Below are 15,966 nucleotides of genomic sequence, written 5' to 3' on the forward strand. Positions count from 1 at the left end.
GGTCCGCTGCGGTGCTGACTCAGACGCGGCAAAGTCCACGATTCCAGTCAATCATCCCGATGCCACTCCGCGGCGGCACGGCGCACATACGCCCCCGGATGGGCGCGTTCCGCCCGGGGCGGCGCCACTTCGCGCGCACCGTGCCCGCCCCGGCCCACGAACCCGCCGTTCACCGGCTCGGGCACCCGGCACCGGCCACCCACCGCACGGACGCCGCCGGCCGCCCCGGCCCACGCCCGCGCGCCTCGGCCGCCGCGGCCCGCGGCCAGGGGCTCAGCGTCGCGGCCGCTCGGGCTCCGCTTCGCGCCAGGCCGTGACCGTTGCCCGCGCCCAGTCGGTGAGCCGGTCCGCGAACCCCTCGGCCGGGAACGTGCCGTCCTGGGCGACGTCGGCGATGGTGACGGCGAAGGCCGCCGGCGGCGCGGCCACCGCGGGAGCGTCCGCGCCCGGGAACAGTCCCGGCAGCGCCGCGCCGCGGTTGCGGTGGGAGTTGGCGCGCCGGGAGCGCTCGGAGATCCGCACGGCGGCCTCGGCGCCCCTGTCCAGGTAGGCCGTCAGCAGCGCCCAGGCCCGGTCCCGGTCGGCGGCGGGCCGCCGGCCCGCGTGCTGGAGCAGGTAGCAGGAGACCGTGACACCGTGCAGCGGGCCCCAGGGCGGCCGCCGCGCGTGGTCCAGCGCGAGCACGGCGTGAAACAGCTCCTCGCACGACGGCGGGCCCGCCGGGGCACCGCACTCGGGACACCGTGCCATGGGCCGTTCCATGGCGCCCACCTCCGATCACGCGGCGGCGCGGGCACCGCGCGCGCCTTCCCCTGCTCGCACGGCCGCCCCTCGGCCGCCGCCAACGGCGCCGACCGCTCCTACGCGGACTCCGCGGCGCCGGGGCGTCAGCGTAGGGCCTCCCCTCACGGGAGGGTCAACGGCGGGACCGGCGCCGCCCGCACCTCCGGGCCCGCGCCCCGCGGACCGCGATCCGCGGGCCCGCCGGCCGCGCCCTCATGTCCGGGGGCCGCCGGGCTGCCCCTCGCCCGGCACCCGGCAGGCGTGCTCCAGGAACAGGGCGGCCGCCAGCAGCAGCACGCCGGAGGCCAGCGTGCCCGCCGCGGTGAACGCGTCGGCGCGGACGTCCGCGGCCGTCAGCCGGTCGGCCAGGACCACCAGCATGCCGCCGAAGGCGCCGATCACCACCGAGGCGAACACCGCGCTGGCCTTGGCCAGCGCCACCAGCCGGGCCGCGCTCAGCGGCTCCATCGGCTCGGTTCCGGGCACCCGGCGGATGCGGCGTCGGGTGTGCACGGCGGTGATCCCCTCGCCCACGGCCAGCAGACCGAGGGTCGGGATGGCCGTCCAGGGCAGCAGCGGGATGTCGCCGTAGAACCGGTCCACCAGCAGGTAGCCCGCCAGCGCGCTGAGCACGATGACCACCACCGGCATGCGCCACCCCGTGGGACGCACCCGGCCCCCGCCGTCGCCGGGCTCGCGGGCCGCGCCGCCGCGGCCGGGGTCCTCGGGCCCCGGCTCGCCCGGCTCCCACGCGCCGCCGTGCATCGCGTGCCAGTGGCCGCCCGCGGCGCGCCGGTCGTCATCGTGGTACATACGCCTCAGTCCGGAAACCGCAGTTCAAGGTCGTCCCGCCGCCGCAGCTCCTGGTCGGCGACGGCGGCCAGCAGCTCGCGCACGGCGCCGCGCCCGGGGATCTCGGCGCCGGGGTCGATGTCGGCCCACGGCCGCAGCACGAACGCCCGCTCGTGCGCCCGCGGGTGCGGCAGCGTGAGCCGGGGGTCGTCGCTGCGCTCCCCCGCCACCGCGATGATGTCGACGTCGAGCGTGCGCGGCCCCCAGCGCACCTCGCGCACCCGCTGGAACGCCTCCTCCACCGCCAGCGCGCGCTCCAGCACCGCCTCGGCGGGCAGCGCGGTGTCGGCGGCCACGACCGCGTTGAGGAACGGCCCCTGCTCGGGCCCGCCCACCGGCGCGGTCTCGTAGACGGGCGACACCGCCCGGGGCACCAGCAGCCGCGCCTCGAACAGCGCGTCGACCGCGCCCTGGAGGGCCGCCATGCGGTCGCCCAGGTTGCTGCCCAGCGCCAGCACCACCCGCCGGGCCGCCGACCGCGCGCTCACCCCGCGCTCCGCACGATCGTGACCGCGACGTCGTCGAAGGGGTGGGCGATGGGCGCGTGCGGCTTGTGCACGCTGACCTCGGCCTCGCGCACCCGCGGGTCGGCCAGGCACACCTCGGCCAGCCGCTCGGCCAGCGTCTCGATGAGGTCCACGGGCTCGCCGCCGACCACCGCGACCAGCCGGTCGGCCAGCTCGCCGTAGTGCACCGTGCGGGCGAGGTCGTCGGTGCGCCCCGCCTCGCGCAGGTCCAGGGCGAGCACGACGTCCACCGTGAACTCCTGGCCCTCGGCCCGCTCGCGGGGCAGCACCCCGTGCCGGCCGTAGGCGCGCAGCCCGGTGAGCCGGATGCGGTCGCCGTCCGCGCTCACGCGGGCTCCTCGTCGGCGTCCTCGTCGTCCAGCAGCACCGGCGAGGCGTGGTGGGACCACATGCGCCAACCCGCCGGGGTGCGCACGAACATGTTCGTGGTGACCACCTGGCCGCCCGCGACGAACCCGGGGGTGTCGTCCTCGGCGGTGAGCACGTTCTCCTCGCAGGTGACCATGGCGACCTCGCCGCTGACCCCGATGTGGGTCTCGGTCAGCACGTACTGGATGTAGGGCACGTTGGCCATGATCAGCGCCCAGGCGCGCATGATCTCGGCGCGCCCGCGCAGCAGCGGCCAGCCGGGGTTGACGCACACCAGGTCGGGGGCCTCGTCCTCCTCGGCCCACACCCGGCGCATCAGGTCGATGTCGCCGTTCTCGATGGCCTCGTAAAAGTGCGCGTTGGCCTCGGCGACGCGCTCCATGACCTCCTGCCGCGACCTCACAGGCCGCCCCGGCCCACGAGTTCGCCGCGCCCGGCGTCGAGGTCGGCCCCGCCACTGCGCCAGGCCGCCGCGACCCGCACCGCGTCGGCGTTGGGCCGCACGTCGTGCACGCGCACGCACCAGGCGCCGCGGTCGGCCGCCAGCGTGGTCAGCGCCACGGTGGCGTCGTCGCAGGCGGTGAAGTCGCGCGGCCGGTCCTCGGCGTCGCTGAGCAGCCGGCCCAGGAAGCGCTTGCGCGACCCGGCGACCAGCACCGGCCGGCCCAGGTCGGCGAACCGGTCGAGGTGGGCGAGCAGCGCCCAGTTGTGCGCCTGCTCGGGCCGCTTGGAGAACCCCAGGCCGGGGTCGAGGACGATCTGCGCGGGGTCGACGCCGGCGTCGACCAGGGCCGCCATGCGGTCGCGCAGCTCGTCGTGGACCTCCTGGACCACGTCGGCGTAGACCGCGCGGTCCTCCATGCGGTGGCTGTGCCCGCGCCAGTGCATCAGCACGTAGGCGACTCCGGTGGAGGCCGCCAGCCGCGCCATGGCGGGGTCGGCCAGGCCGCCGCTGACGTCGTTGACCAGGCGCGCCCCGGCCGCCACGGCGCGGTCGGCGACCTCGGCGCGCATGGTGTCGACGCTGACGGCCACCCCCTGCCGGGCGAGTTCGCGGACCACCGGCTCGATCCGGCGCAGCTCCTCCTCCAGGGAGACGCGCTGCGCGCCGGGGCGGGTGGACTCCCCGCCCACGTCCACGATGTCGGCGCCCTGGTCGGCCAGGTGGAGGCCGTGCTCGACCGCCTTGCCGGTGTCGAACCAGGAGCCGCCGTCGGAGAAGGAGTCGGGGGTGACGTTGACGACCCCCATGACCAGGCACCGCCGCCGCTCGGGCAGCCCGGGCAGGCCGCGGCCCGGTGGAAGCGGGGCGGCCGGGCCCCGCTCGGCGTGGTCGCGGTCCGGTGTGCGCGGTCCGTGCGCTTCCATAGCCGTGATGGTCTCATCCCCTCCGCTCGTGCCGCGCCGCGTGACCGGCCGACCCCCTCGCAAGGGGATCTTGCCGATCAGCCTACGAGACGCCCCCGCGCCGCTGCGACCCGCCCGGACGGTGATCTTGCGGAAAAACCGGCGGCCCCCGGCCGCGGCGCGGGCGGGGGTCAGCCGCGCCCCAGGATGAGGCTCATGGCCTCGGCCCGGGTGCGGTCGCGGTTGCGGAAGTCGCCGCGCACCGCCGAGGTCACGGTCTTGGCGCCGGGCTTGCGCACTCCGCGCATGGTCATGCACAGGTGCTCGGCCTCGATGACGACGATCACCCCGCGCGGGTCCAGGTGCGACATGATCGCGTCGGCCACCTGGGTGGTCAGCCGCTCCTGCACCTGGGGCCGCCGGGCGAAGACGTCCACCAGCCGCGCGATCTTGGACAGCCCGGTGATCTGGCCCGTGCTGTTGGGGATGTAGCCCACGTGCGCGCTGCCGTAGAACGGCACCAGGTGGTGCTCGCAGGTGGAGTACAGCTCGATGTCGCGGACCAGCACCATCTCCTCGTGGCCGGCCTCGAACACGGTGGTGAGGACGTCCTCGGGGTTCTGGTGCAGGCCGGCGAACTGCTCCTCGTAGGCCCGCGCGACCCGCGCGGGGGTGTCGCGCAGGCCGTCGCGGTCCGGGTCCTCGCCGATGGCGAGCAGGATCTCCCGGACCGCCTTCTCGATCCGCGGCTGGTCCACCGCCTTGTGGGCGGGGACCACCAGCGGGATCTCGTCGGGGCCGGGAGCCTCAGCGCTCACGCTGGTCTCCGGGGTCGTCCTCGGGCTCGCCGACCTGGCGGCCGTTGACGCCGCCGGCGGACCCGAGGTTGCCGGGGCGGTCGGCCGGCTCCGCGGGGCGCTCGCCCGCGCCGGTCCAGGAGTCGCCGGTCCAGCCGCTCTGGCCGTTGCCCGCCGACAGCTCCTCGACGTCGCGCGGACCCAGCAGGGCCAGCTCCTTGGGGGTCTTGACCGGGGGCTGGGTGGAGGGCTGCCGCTTGCCGTAGCCGGTGTAGGAGCCGCGCGCGGGGCGCTTGACCACCGGCGCGAACACCTCCAGCACCTCCTCCTTGGACAGGGTCTCCTTGTCCAGCAGGCGCAGCACGAGGTCGTCGAGGACCTCGCGGTACTCCAGCAGGATCTCCCACGCCTCGTCGTGGGCGGACTCGATGAGGCGGCGGACCTCCTCGTCGATGACCGAGGCGATCTCCTCGGAGTACTCGCGGCTGTGCGACATCTCGCGGCCCAGGAACGGCTCGGTGTTGCCGCTGCCGAACTTGCGGGCGCCCAGCCGCTCGCTCATGCCGTACTCGGTGACCATGTTGCGGGCCAGGCTGGTGGCCTTGTCGATGTCGTTGGCCGCGCCCGTGGTGGGCTCGTGGAAGACCATCTCCTCGGCGGCGCGCCCGCCCAGCATCATGGCGAGCTGGTCCATCATCTGCGACCGCGAGGTGAGGAACTTGTCCTCCAGCGGCACCGACATGGTGTAGCCCAGGGCGCGCCCGCGCGGCAGGATCGTGATCTTGTGCACGGGGTCGGCGTTGGGCAGCGCGTGGCCCACCAGGGCGTGCCCGCCCTCGTGGTAGGCGATGACCTTCTTCTCGGCGTCGGACATGACCCGGGTCTTGCGCTCCGGGCCGGCCATGACGCGGTCGATGGCCTCTTCGAGGGTGGCCATGTCGATCTGGGAGCGCCCGGCGCGCGCCGACAGCAGCGCGCCCTCGTTGACGACGTTGGCGAGGTCGGCGCCGGTCATGCCGGAGGTGCGGCGGGCGATGACGTCGAGGTCGACGTCGTCGGCCACCGGCTTGCCCTTGACGTGCACCTGGAGGATGCCCTTGCGGCCCTCCATGTCGGGGCGGTCCACGACGATCTGGCGGTCGAAGCGGCCCGGACGCAGCAGCGCGGGGTCGAGGATGTCGGGCCGGTTGGTGGCCGCGATGAGGATGACCCCGCCCTTGATGTCGAAGCCGTCCATCTCGACCAGCATCTGGTTGAGGGTCTGCTCGCGCTCGTCGTGGCCGCCGCCCATGCCGGCGCCGCGGTGGCGGCCCACCGCGTCGATCTCGTCGATGAAGATGATGGCGGGGGCGTTGGCCTTGGCCTGCTCGAACAGGTCGCGGACGCGGGAGGCGCCCACGCCGACGAACATCTCGACGAAATCGGAGCCGGAGATGGAGTAGAAGGGGACACCGGCCTCGCCCGCCACGGCGCGGGCCAGCAGGGTCTTGCCGGTGCCGGGCGGGCCGAACAGCAGCACGCCCTTGGGGATCTTGGCGCCCATGGCCTGGAACTTGGCCGGGTTCTGCAGGAACTCCTTGATCTCCTGCAGCTCCTCGATGGCCTCGTCGGCCCCGGCTACGTCGGCGAAGGTGCTCTTGGGCGTGTCCTTGGTGATCAGCTTGGCCTTGGACTTGCCGAAGTTCATCACCCGGCCGCCGCCACCCTGCATCTGGTTCATGATGAACAGGAAGATGACGATGATGATGATCAGCGGCAGGAAGCTGAACAGCAGCGACACGAACATGCTGTCCTGCGGGACCTCGACGTCGTAGGACTGGAGGTTGCCGTCCTGCTCCAGGTCCTCCAGCTGCTGGGCGAGCTGCTGCCCCTGGCCGGCGACCCAGTACGCTTCGTACACCTGGCCGTCGGTGGTGGTCAGCTCGATCCGCTGTTCCTTGTCGATCAGCCTGGCGTTGTCGATCTCGTCCTGGGCGATCAGGTCATAGACCCTGGAGGTGTCGACCTTCTCCGGCTCGGAGCCCGAGCCCAGCTCGGTGAACTGGAAGACGGCGAAGAGCAAGAGGCCGATGGCCAGGATCCACAGCCACGGCCCGCGGTACAAGCGCTTGAGATTCATCTATCCGGAACCCCGCTGGGTCCGTCCCTCCTGACCAGGCGGCCCGCACCCCGTGGACCGCACGGGTGCGGCGGGGCCGCGGCGCCCGGCCCGGCGCGCGCGCCTTGCCGGACTCCACCGCCCCGCCGGCGGGCCCCATGTGGCCACCGGAAAGCGGAACCTATCGGACACTTCCTGTGCGGTCGGGCCGCGGTGGACCCGCGCTCCGTCCGCAGTCTCCCTACTGCAACGCCGGGATATTCGACGGTACACCCCGTTCGTGACCGGGTGCACTCACGCACCCCGCGTTCGCTGCCGGTGTACAGCCGTCCCCAGACCAACGCGCGGGAAGGGGCGGGTTGTTCCCCGGGCGCCGCGGTGCGCACCGCGCCGGGTCCGCCTCAGCGCTGGTAGACGTGCTCGGCCAGGGTGCCGATGAAGGGCAGGTTGCGGTACTTCTCGGCGTAGTCCAGGCCGTAGCCGACGATGAACTCGTTGGGCAGGTCGAACCCCACGTAGCGCACGTTGAGGTCGACGTCCAGGGCGAGCGGCTTGCGCACCATGGTGCAGATCTCGACCGAGGCCGGACCGCGCGAGCGGAGGTTGCCCACCAGCCACGACAGGGTCAGGCCGGAGTCGATGACGTCCTCGACGATGAGGACGTTGCAGTCCTTGATGTCGGTTTCGAGGTCCTTGAGGATGCGCACCACGCCCGAGGAGGTGGTGCCGGCGCCGTAGGAGGACACCGCCATCCAGTCCATGGAGCAGGGGTGGTGCAGGGCGCGCGCGAGGTCGGCCATCACCATGACGGCGCCCTTCAGCACGCCGACCAGCAGCAGGTCGCGCCCGGCGTAGTCGGCGTCGATCTCGGCGGCCACCTCCGCCAGCCTGGCGCTGATCTGGTCCTCGGTGACCAGGATCTTCTCCAGGTCCGCGCCCATGTCTTTCGCGTCCACGCTGACTGACCTCGCTGATCGCACTCCGGGTTGGCAGGACGCCCCCAGAATAGACGCGCGCGGCGCCCCCGCCGCGCGCGGCCGCCCGCCCGGCGGGGCGCCCCCGGACGCGGGCCCGGCCGGGTCCGGCCGCGCCGCCGGGCCGCGAGCGCCCGGCGGGCCCGCGGCGGCCGCCGCGGATGTGACCGCGATCATGCCCGCGCGAACCCGGGGTCCCCGGGCGCGTCGACGAGGATCCGCCCGCCGGCGCGCCGGCCGCGCCGCCCGCCGGGCAGGTCGACGTGGGACTGGCCGCGCCACGCGGTGACCAGCCGGTCGAGTCCGGCCACGTGCACCGCCCCCAGCGCGCCCGCCGGGCAGCCCGCGGCCAGGGCGGCCCGGCGCAGCAGCCGGGTGCGCACCGCGCGCGGCAGCGCGGCCAGGGCGGCGGCGTCCAGACCGGGGCCGCCGGCGCGCGCGCCGGCCTCGGCGCTGTCGGCCCACTCCTCCAGGGCGTCGGCGTCGTCGCGCAGCAGGTCGGCGGTGCGGGCCAGCGCCTCGGCGACACCGGGGCCCAGCGCCTCCTCCAGGGCGGGCAGGGCCGCGTGGCGGACCCGCGCGCGGGCGTAGGCGAAGTCGGCGTTGTGCGGGTCCGCCCACGCGGTCAGGCCCATGTCGGCGCAGGCGGTGCGGACCTGGGCGCGGGGCAGGCCCAGCAGGGGGCGCAGGTAGCGCCCGGTGTCGGCGGGCATGCCCGCCAGCGAGCGCGCGCCCGAGCCGCGGGCCAGCCGCAGCAGCACGGTCTCGGCCTGGTCGTCGCGGGTGTGGCCGAGCAGGACGGCGGCGGCCCCGTGGCGGCGCGCGGCGGTGTCGAGGGCGGTGTAGCGGGCGGTGCGCGCGGCGCCCTCGGGGCCGCCCTCGGCGCCTACCCGCACGGCGACGCTGTCGACGGGGTCCAGGCCCAGGCCGCGCAGGGTGGCGGCGACGGCGGCGGCCCGCTCGGCGGAGCCGGGCTGCAGCCCGTGGTCGACGGTGACGCCGCCGGCGCGCAGCCCCAGGCGGGGCGCGGCGAACGCGGCGGCCCCGGCCAGCGCGAGGGAGTCGGCGCCGCCGCTGCACGCCACCAGCACGAGGTCGCCGGGGCCGAGCCGGCCGAGGGCGCGCCGCACCGCGCGGCGCACGGCCGCCACCGCTGGCGGGGGGCCGGTCACGGCCGGGCCCCCGCCGCAGCGGCGGGGCTCACTCCCCGGCGGATCCGCCGGCGGGCCCGGCGTCGGGCAGCGCGGCGGGCCGCGCCACCCGGGCGATCCAGGCGTCGGGGTCGCGGATCTCCTTGAGGGTGGGCAGGTTCTCGGGCGACTCCCACACGCGGTTGAAGTCGGCCATGCCGACGTGGGCGACCACGTGGCGGACGAACGCCGAGCCCTCCTCGTACTGCTTCATCTTCAGCTCGATGCCCAGGAGCTGGCGGATGACCTTCTCGATCGGGTTGGCGCCCTCGCGGCGGCGCTGGAAGCGGCGCCGGATCTCGGTGACCGTGGGCACGACCTCGGGTCCGACGGCGTCCATGACGTAGTCGCCGTGGCCCTCGGCCAGGCTCATGACCGCGGTGATGCGGTCCATGATCTCGGTCTGCTCCGGGCTCTGGAACGCCTGGATGAGGTTGGAGTCGCCGCCGCGCACGGCGTCGGCGACCGCCTCGCCGGCCGCCCGCAGCCGGGTGAGCAGCTCGCCGGCGTCGACGTTGGCGGTGAGCAGCATCTCCTGCATCTGGGTCTGCACGTACTCGCGCAGCCAGGGGTTGGCGGTGAACTGGACGCGGTGGGTCTCCTCGTGGAGGCAGACCCACAGCCGGAAGTCGTGCGGGTCGACGTCGAGTTCGCGCTCGGCGTGCACGATGTTGGGCGCGACCAGGGTGAGCCGGCCGGTGGGCGCGGCGCCGCTTGGGTCGGGCGGAAGGAACAGCTCGTACTGGCCGAGCACGCGCCCGGCGAGGTAGGACAGCACGGCGCCGAGCTGGACCCCGGTGACGCGGGAGCCCACGGCGGTGGTGAGGTTGGCGGCGGTGCCGTTGCCGGCCCGCTCGCGGCTGAGTCGGTCGAGGATGGGTTCCAGCACGACCCGGAACCCGTCGACGTTGGCCTTGATCCAGCCCGGACGGTCGACGATGACCGCTGGTCCGGCCGGTTCAAGGGGTTGCAGACGGGTGAAATCGCGCACGTGCCCCTGGGCCACGGCGGACAGCTCACGGAGCTGGGCGACGGCCTGGCGCGCGTCGGCGAGGTCCACCTGCGGCCCGGGCCGCACGAGGCGGACACCGGTGTTGACGGCTACGTCCCAGTCGATCAGATTCACGCCTTCACCGTACCCACTGATCCCGCCGGGGCGCGGGTGCGCGCGGCGAATTCCGGGTTTCGTCAGGGATCGGCCGGAGGCGCGGGAGAGGGGCCCTGCGAGCTGGGCGCCTAGGAGCAGCCGCACTCGGCGAGGACGCTGGTGAAGGTGTCGAGGGTGCTGGCCACGGCGGCGGGGTCGTTGGCCATGAAGGCGAACGCCAGGAGCCGGCCGTCGGCGGTCTGGGCGGTGCCGGCCAGCGTGCTGACGCCGTTGAGCGTGCCGGTCTTGGCGTGCACCACCCCGGCTCCGGCGTAGCTGCCGCTCTCGGGGGAGTAGCGGTCGTCGAGGGTGCCGGTGAAGTGGGCGGTGGGCAGGCCGGTGAGGGCGGCGTGCAGGCCGGGGTGCTCGGGGTCGGCGGCCAGCAGGACGAGGTCGACCAGGGCCTTGGGGGTGATCCGGTTGTTGACCGACAGGCCGCTGCCGTCCTCGATGTGGACGTCGTCGATGCCCAGTTCGGTCATGATCTCGTCAACGGCCTCGGTGCCGCCCGCGGAGGACGCGTCGTGGCCCTGGGCGAGGGCGACCTGGCGGAACAGCGCCTCGGCGATGTTGTTGTCGCTCTCCAGCATCATCCACTCCACCAGCTCCGACAGCGGAGGGGACTGCACCGACGCGATGGGGTCGGCGCCGTCGGGGGCCTCGCCGGGCGCGGGGGCGCCCGCGACCTCGATCCCGGCCTCCTCCAGCTGCTCGGCGAAGGCGTCGGCGGCCACCGACGGCGGGTCCTCGACGCGCTCGCTGTAGTGCTGCTCGGGGTAGACCCGGCCGCCGTCGAGCATGAGGGCGTGCACGGTGGCGGCGCTGCCCTCGGTGACGTAGGTGGACTTCCAGCCGGGGGGCATGTCGGAGCCGCTGTAGAGGGACTCGTCGTAGCTGAGGCTGACGGAGTCGACGCCGTCGTCGCGCAGCGCCGCGGCGGTCTTGATGGCGAGGTCCTCCATGGTGGCGGGCCGCGGGTAGTGCTCGAAGGTACCGTCGGCGGAGATGGTGGGATCGCCGCCGCCGACCAGGACGATCCCGCCGTTGTCGTCGCGGACGACGTCGGTGGACAGCCGGGCGGAGGGACCCATGGCGTGCAGGGCCGACACGGCGGTCACGATCTTGGTGGTCGAGGCGGGGACGGCGGTCTGGTCGCCGTCGCGGGCGAAGAGGCGGTCGCCGGTCTCGGCGTCGGCGACAAAGGCCGTGAGCCCGTCGGCGAAGCCCGAATCCGACATGGGATCATCGAGCTTGTCTGCGAGCCGCTCGGGGTCCACCCGGGGGGCGTCCTGCGGTGCCGCGTCGGGCGCGTCCTCGGCGAAGGCGACAGGGTAGGGCATGGTCGCCGGTGGCCGCGATCGCACCACATCAAGGGCGACAAACCCCGCGACCAGCACGAATATGTTGAGGACGGCCAAACAGAGCAGCGCTCGGGCCCGTACCTGCCGCACCCTGGACCTGCCTTCCATTGGCATGCGACGACCTTTGACTGATGTAGCGACACTAGCCGTAGAGGAAGCCGAGATCAGCATGGAATTCGACGTCACCATCGAGATCCCCAAGGGCGAGCGTAATAAATATGAGATGGATCACGAAACCGGGCGGATCCGTCTTGACCGGATGCTGTTCACGTCCACCAGCTACCCGGCCGACTACGGGTTCATCGAGGGCACGCTGGGCGACGACGGCGACCCGCTCGACGCGCTCGTGCTGCTGAAGCACCCGACGTTCCCGGGCTGCCTCATCCGCTGCCGCGCCATCGGCATGTTTCGCATGCGCGACGAGGCGGGCGGCGACGACAAGCTGCTGTGCGTGCCGGCGACCGACCCGCGCATGGAGCACCTGCGTGACATTCACCACGTCAACGAGTTCGAGCGGCTGGAGATCGAGCACTTCTTCACCGTCTACAAGGACCTGGAGCCCGGGAAGTCCGTGGAGGGTGCCACCTGGGTGGGCCGCCACGACGCCGAGCAGGAGGTCATCGCCTCGGTGAAGCGCGCCGAGGCCGCCGGTGTCCACGGCGACACCTCGCACATCAAGGTGGGCGAGTAGCCGGACCCGGACGACGCGGCGGGCGGCGGGGGCGGACGGCGCGACGGCCGGGCGTCCGGCACGCGGAGCGCGCGTGCCGCGCCGCCGCGTACGGGAGGGGCCCGCCGGCCCGGCGGAACCGCCCGCGCGGGGCGCCAGGCCGGCGGCGTTGAGGGGCCGCACCGCCGCCCTCGGCCCGCCCCGGCTCAGTACGCCGGCGGCCGGCCGGCGCCGCGGGACAGGTCGGCCCCGGCCAGGCAGGCGAGGCCGATCAGCAGCAGCGCCGCCAGGGTCACGGCCAGGCCGGGCGCGAGCTGCGCCAGCGCTCCGCGGCCCCGCGAGCGCGAGCGGGCGGGCCGCCGGGGGAAGCCGCGGCGGTCGAGGTCGGCGCCGCGCGCCGCCACGTGCCGGCGGTAGCCGTCGGTGCCGGGGCCGGTGACGGCGCTGAGGATGCGCACCCGCAGGCAGGCGGGGTGCACGAAGGACGCAGCAGGACCAGGAGGCGCGGCAGGCGTGTCGGGCGTGCGGGCCGCCGCTGATCCGGCGGAGGCGGCCGGCGCGGGGGGTGTGCGGGGCGCGGGGACCGCCGGGCGCGCCGCCCGGGCGGGGCCGCGGCCGTCGGCGCCGGGCAGCCGGCGGCACTCGGCGCGGGCGAGCGCCAGCAGCCACTCGCGCAGCCGGCCGGGACCGGCGAGGCGGTCGGCGTGGGCGGTGGCGACCACCAGCGTGTCGCGCAGCGCCGCCTGCGCGGCCTCGGGGTCGCCGAGAAGCCGCAGGCACTCGGCGTAGAGCTCGTACCCGTAGGCGTCGAACAGCCGCGCGCAGGCGCCGTCGGCGCGCGTGCGGAGGGCGGCCACCAGCTCCCGATCGGTCATGCGCCCATGGTCGCGCGGCCGCGCGGCGGACGGCGGGATTGTGCCGAAACACGCGTCCGGGCCCTGCGGCGGGAACGCGTCCGGCGGCCGGACGCGGGGCGGGCGCCCGATAGCGGGATGGTCGGACGTCCTCGGTCCGGGGCGGCGGCGGGCATCGGCCGCGGGGCGAGGGCGGCGCCGGGGCGGGCGGTGTCACGGGCGGTGGCGCTCGGCGAGTCTTCGGACGTCGCCGTCGTCGAGGGCCTGGGGTCTGCTCAGGATGTGCCGCACGGCGTCGCGCGGGCGCGCCACCACCACGTGGTCCAGCCGCATCACCGGCTCCGGCAGGCGGCCGGTGACCAGCACCACCGGCACCACCTCGGCCCCCAGGGCGCGCTCCTGGCGCGCGGCGTGGGCCGCGGCGCGTTCGGCGACCCGCTCGGCGGGGACGCCCCCGATGCGGCGGCCGGGCGAGACGGGGTCGAGCCGCGCGAAGACCAGGTAGGCGCCGCCGGGGCCGATGGCGAGGTAGCGGTGGGGGCCGTCGCGCAGCAGCCGGTAGCCCGATCCGCGCAGCGACCGCAGGGAGCGGGCGCCGTCGGCCCGGGGGACGGTGTCCAGCAGCACGTAGGTCACCGCGGTCAGGACCGCCACCAGCGCGCCGGCCCGCCAGTCCAGGAAGCCCGCCGCCATCACCCCGAAGGCGACGGCGACGGCGCCCCGTGCGACAAACCGCGCCAATCGGGCGCCGGGCGCGGCGGAGGATGCCCCGGTTGACCCGGGCCGGCTGTGGCCCCCGCCCCCCAACGATCACCTCCGGCGCGACGATCCTCATCGGCAGACGCCCGCTCAGACCTGCGTTCAGCGCGCGGTTTTGGTCCTCGGCGGTCTCTTATGCCATCACCGAAACCCTCGGCATCGCAACGCGTTTGCCGAAATTTGGTCCGGACAGATCCCTCTATTCCGGGCATCGGGCGACGAGGCTTGACCTTCACACCGATGTCATCTTCTAGCGTCGGGCGCGCCCGCGGCGGCGGCCGGGGGCGACACCTGCGGCAAGGGGAGGCCGGGACATGTCCGGAGCGGTGGTCATCGGAGCGGGGCCGGGGATCGGGCAGGCGGTGGCCCGCCGGTTCGCCCGGGAGGGCATGGCGGTGGCCGTGCTGGCCCGCACAGCGCAGACCGTGCGCGCGGCCGAGGCGGCCCTGGCGCCCTTCGGGGTGCCGACCGCGGGCCTGCGCGCCGACAGCGCCGACGAGGACGGGCTGCGCGCCGCCCTGGACGCGGCGGCCGAGCGGCTCGGGCCGCCCGACGCCGTGGTGTACAACGCGGCGGTGGTCCGCGCCGACGCGGTCGGCGACCTGTCCGCGCGCGAGCACCTGGACACCTACGCGGTCAACGTGCTGGGCGCCCTCACGGCGGCGGCCCACACCGCCCCCGGCATGGCCGCGCGCGGCGGCGGGACGTTCATCGTCACCGGCGGGATGCCCCGGGCCAAGGCCGCCTACGCCAGCCTGTCCCTGGGCAAGGCGGCGGTCCGCACCCTGGTGGACCTGCTCCACCTGCAGTACGGCCCCGCCAACGTGCACGCCGCCTCGGTCACGGTGGACGGCCCGGTCGCGGCGGGCACCGCCTTCGACCCCGACCTGATCGCCGAGCACTACTGGCACCTGCACACCGAACCCCGGGAGCGCTGGCGCCACGAGGTCCTGCACACCGACCAGGCGGTCTGAGCCCGGCGACACCGCGCGGGGCCGGGGCCGTGCCGCTGCCGGATGCCGTGACCGGCGCCGTCCCGCCGCCCTCCGCCGGAGCCGCGCGGCCGCCGTGCGCCGGGCCGTCGCACGGCTCCCGCTGGGGGCGGAGGGGGCCGGACGGGTCGGCTTGACATGGGGCGGCGGGGCTGATCTGCTGTGACGCATGCACCCGCGCACCCTTTCGGTTCGATCCACCATGGCTCGCAGCGCCGTCGGCGCTCGCCGTGTGGTCGGTGCGCCGTGTCTGTGTTGCTGTCCGCGCCGCCGCGACCGCCGCTGATCCCAGCCGTGCCCTAGCCGCCGCGCCCCTCGGGTGCCGGCGCGCGCACGCCTCCGCTGCTCTCCGGGTTCCCGGCTGCCGCGCCGCCGCGTCGATCCGCTCCGGCCGCCCGTGCTCCATGCGCTCCGCCCAACGGCGTCCGGTGCCCGACGCGCCGTGGCGCGGTCCACGAGCCGGGCCCTTCTCCGACTCCGCGCCGCCGGTTCCGCGTGTCCGGCGCCGCCCAGCCCTGAAGGACCTTTCGCCTCATGTCCCACGTGTCCCACGAGGCCGCCGCCACGGCCGCCCCGACCAGCACGCTCGAACGCCCGGTGCGCGCCGTCGACCGCACGCCGCTTCCGGTCGTCGTGCCGGTGGTGCCCAGCCTGCCGCCCGTCATCGGCCCCGCCGATCCCGCCCCGGCGCCCGGGGCCCCGGCCGGGTCCGCCCGTCCGGCGGCGCTGTCGCCGGACGGGATCGGGGACATCGTCCTCGCCGGGGAGCCCTCGCCCTACCCGCACCTGCGCACGCGCCCCGCGCCCACGGTCGGGCGCCTGGTCTCCGCCGCGCGCGAGGCGGCGGCGGCGCTGGAGCGGCACGCGCTGTGGCCGCGTCGGCACGGGCGCTGGCAGCCGGCCCCGCGCGCCGCCCGGCGCGGCGCGTCCGGGCGGGCACGGGTGAACTCCCTGCTCCTGGCCCCCGGCGCCGCCGTCGTCCTGCCCGCCGCGCAGGGGCGGCACCAGACGGCCCTGCGGCTCGCGCGGGGCCGGGTGCGCGTGGAGGCGCTGGGCGGGGACCGCTCGGCGGCGGCCGCCCGCGGACTCGAACCCGGCCGCACCCGTGTCCTGGGGGCGGACGGCGGGCACCGCGTGGTCAACACCGGGGACGAGCCCGCCCTGCTCGTACGCGTGAGCGGCCGCTGACACCGCCGCCCGCGCCGGTCCCGGCCGCCGCGCCCCGGACCACGGGTGCGGGGCGGGC

Annotated in this window: 17 protein-coding genes; 3 read left to right on the forward strand and 14 right to left on the reverse strand. The window is 75.4% G+C overall.

The annotated features are described in order from the left end of the window. Window positions 1–273 precede the first annotated feature (273 nt). The 12 genes from HNR12_RS13400 to dacB all read right to left on the reverse strand — a co-directional run bounded on the left by HNR12_RS13400 (window position 274) and on the right by dacB (window position 11,424). A complete protein-coding gene (locus tag HNR12_RS13400) occupies window positions 274–750 on the reverse strand; it encodes a DUF5946 family protein (protein ID WP_179767799.1) in 477 nt (158 codons plus the stop codon). Between the two features lie 246 nt (window positions 751–996). After that, window positions 997–1,596, reverse strand: a complete 600-nt coding sequence (locus HNR12_RS13405) for a DUF3180 domain-containing protein (RefSeq protein ID WP_372451044.1) — start codon at window positions 1,594–1,596, stop codon at window positions 997–999. Window positions 1,597–1,601: 5 nt separating this feature from the next. Then, window positions 1,602–2,060 carry a 2-amino-4-hydroxy-6-hydroxymethyldihydropteridine diphosphokinase gene (gene folK, locus HNR12_RS13410; protein ID WP_217781238.1) on the reverse strand — a complete coding sequence of 153 codons (459 nt, stop codon included), beginning with the start codon at window positions 2,058–2,060 and terminating at the stop codon, window positions 1,602–1,604. Window positions 2,061–2,119: 59 nt separating this feature from the next. Beyond that, a complete protein-coding gene (gene folB, locus HNR12_RS13415) occupies window positions 2,120–2,491 on the reverse strand; it encodes a dihydroneopterin aldolase (protein WP_179767801.1) in 372 nt (123 codons plus the stop codon). Then, window positions 2,488–2,934, reverse strand: a complete 447-nt coding sequence (locus HNR12_RS13420) for a nuclear transport factor 2 family protein (RefSeq protein ID WP_179767802.1) — start codon at window positions 2,932–2,934, stop codon at window positions 2,488–2,490. Before HNR12_RS13420 ends, folB begins: the two co-directional genes overlap by 4 nt. Then, window positions 2,931–3,782, reverse strand: a complete 852-nt coding sequence (gene folP, locus HNR12_RS13425; protein ID WP_179770596.1) for a dihydropteroate synthase — start codon at window positions 3,780–3,782, stop codon at window positions 2,931–2,933. Before folP ends, HNR12_RS13420 begins: the two co-directional genes overlap by 4 nt. Before the next feature lie 287 nt (window positions 3,783–4,069). Continuing rightward, window positions 4,070–4,666: a GTP cyclohydrolase I FolE gene (folE, locus tag HNR12_RS13430; RefSeq protein ID WP_179770597.1), complete on the reverse strand. Its 597-nt coding sequence runs from the start codon at window positions 4,664–4,666 to the stop codon at window positions 4,070–4,072. Window positions 4,667–4,685: 19 nt separating this feature from the next. Then, a complete protein-coding gene (gene ftsH, locus HNR12_RS13435; protein WP_179767803.1) occupies window positions 4,686–6,794 on the reverse strand; it encodes an ATP-dependent zinc metalloprotease FtsH in 2,109 nt (702 codons plus the stop codon). A 380-nt stretch (window positions 6,795–7,174) separates the two neighbouring features. Beyond that, window positions 7,175–7,729: a hypoxanthine phosphoribosyltransferase gene (hpt, locus tag HNR12_RS13440; RefSeq protein ID WP_179767804.1), complete on the reverse strand. Its 555-nt coding sequence runs from the start codon at window positions 7,727–7,729 to the stop codon at window positions 7,175–7,177. Between the two features lie 191 nt (window positions 7,730–7,920). Beyond that, window positions 7,921–8,919 carry a tRNA lysidine(34) synthetase TilS gene (gene tilS / locus HNR12_RS13445; protein WP_179767805.1) on the reverse strand — a complete coding sequence of 333 codons (999 nt, stop codon included), beginning with the start codon at window positions 8,917–8,919 and terminating at the stop codon, window positions 7,921–7,923. Window positions 8,920–8,947: 28 nt separating this feature from the next. Further along, window positions 8,948–10,057: a zinc-dependent metalloprotease gene (locus HNR12_RS13450; protein ID WP_179770598.1), complete on the reverse strand. Its 1,110-nt coding sequence runs from the start codon at window positions 10,055–10,057 to the stop codon at window positions 8,948–8,950. Between the two features lie 116 nt (window positions 10,058–10,173). Next, window positions 10,174–11,424 carry a D-alanyl-D-alanine carboxypeptidase/D-alanyl-D-alanine endopeptidase gene (gene dacB / locus HNR12_RS13455; RefSeq protein ID WP_338119761.1) on the reverse strand — a complete coding sequence of 417 codons (1,251 nt, stop codon included), beginning with the start codon at window positions 11,422–11,424 and terminating at the stop codon, window positions 10,174–10,176. A gap of 190 nt (window positions 11,425–11,614) precedes the next feature. Between dacB and HNR12_RS13460 the strand changes: the two genes are divergently transcribed. Next, window positions 11,615–12,136 carry an inorganic diphosphatase gene (locus HNR12_RS13460; protein ID WP_179767807.1) on the forward strand — a complete coding sequence of 174 codons (522 nt, stop codon included), beginning with the start codon at window positions 11,615–11,617 and terminating at the stop codon, window positions 12,134–12,136. A 185-nt stretch (window positions 12,137–12,321) separates the two neighbouring features. Here HNR12_RS13460 and HNR12_RS13465 read toward each other — a convergent pair whose 3' ends face one another. After that, window positions 12,322–12,990: an RNA polymerase sigma factor gene (locus HNR12_RS13465; protein WP_179767808.1), complete on the reverse strand. Its 669-nt coding sequence runs from the start codon at window positions 12,988–12,990 to the stop codon at window positions 12,322–12,324. 192 nt (window positions 12,991–13,182) lie between these two features. Then, window positions 13,183–13,662, reverse strand: coding sequence for a hypothetical protein (locus tag HNR12_RS13470; RefSeq protein ID WP_246425071.1), 480 nt, complete (start codon window positions 13,660–13,662; stop codon window positions 13,183–13,185). 380 nt (window positions 13,663–14,042) lie between these two features. Between HNR12_RS13470 and HNR12_RS13475 the strand changes: the two genes are divergently transcribed. Together HNR12_RS13475 and HNR12_RS13480 are read left to right on the forward strand one after the other, a co-directional pair. Continuing rightward, a complete protein-coding gene (locus HNR12_RS13475; RefSeq protein WP_179767810.1) occupies window positions 14,043–14,702 on the forward strand; it encodes an SDR family NAD(P)-dependent oxidoreductase in 660 nt (219 codons plus the stop codon). Between the two features lie 552 nt (window positions 14,703–15,254). Beyond that, window positions 15,255–15,908, forward strand: a complete 654-nt coding sequence (locus tag HNR12_RS13480) for a hypothetical protein (protein WP_246425072.1) — start codon at window positions 15,255–15,257, stop codon at window positions 15,906–15,908. Window positions 15,909–15,966 lie beyond the last annotated feature (58 nt).

It is taken from the genome of Streptomonospora nanhaiensis (assembly GCF_013410565.1).
Lineage (GTDB): Bacteria > Actinomycetota > Actinomycetes > Streptosporangiales > Streptosporangiaceae > Streptomonospora > Streptomonospora nanhaiensis.

Coding starts and splice junctions, on each gene's coding strand:
- HNR12_RS13400 (WP_179767799.1), bottom strand. CDS start 750: ATGGCACGGTGTCCCGAGTGCGGTGCCCCGGCGGGCCCGCCGTCGTGC.
- HNR12_RS13405 (WP_372451044.1), bottom strand. CDS start 1,596: ATGTACCACGATGACGACCGGCGCGCCGCGGGCGGCCACTGGCACGCG.
- folK (WP_217781238.1), bottom strand. CDS start 2,060: ATGGCGGCCCTCCAGGGCGCGGTCGACGCGCTGTTCGAGGCGCGGCTG.
- folP (WP_179770596.1), bottom strand. CDS start 3,782: ATGGGGGTCGTCAACGTCACCCCCGACTCCTTCTCCGACGGCGGCTCC.
- ftsH (WP_179767803.1), bottom strand. CDS start 6,794: ATGAATCTCAAGCGCTTGTACCGCGGGCCGTGGCTGTGGATCCTGGCC.
- dacB (WP_338119761.1), bottom strand. CDS start 11,424: ATGCCCTACCCTGTCGCCTTCGCCGAGGACGCGCCCGACGCGGCACCG.
- HNR12_RS13460 (WP_179767807.1), top strand. CDS start 11,615: ATGGAATTCGACGTCACCATCGAGATCCCCAAGGGCGAGCGTAATAAA.
- HNR12_RS13465 (WP_179767808.1), bottom strand. CDS start 12,990: ATGACCGATCGGGAGCTGGTGGCCGCCCTCCGCACGCGCGCCGACGGC.
- HNR12_RS13470 (WP_246425071.1), bottom strand. CDS start 13,662: ATGGCGGCGGGCTTCCTGGACTGGCGGGCCGGCGCGCTGGTGGCGGTC.
- HNR12_RS13475 (WP_179767810.1), top strand. CDS start 14,043: ATGTCCGGAGCGGTGGTCATCGGAGCGGGGCCGGGGATCGGGCAGGCG.
- HNR12_RS13480 (WP_246425072.1), top strand. CDS start 15,255: ATGTCCCACGTGTCCCACGAGGCCGCCGCCACGGCCGCCCCGACCAGC.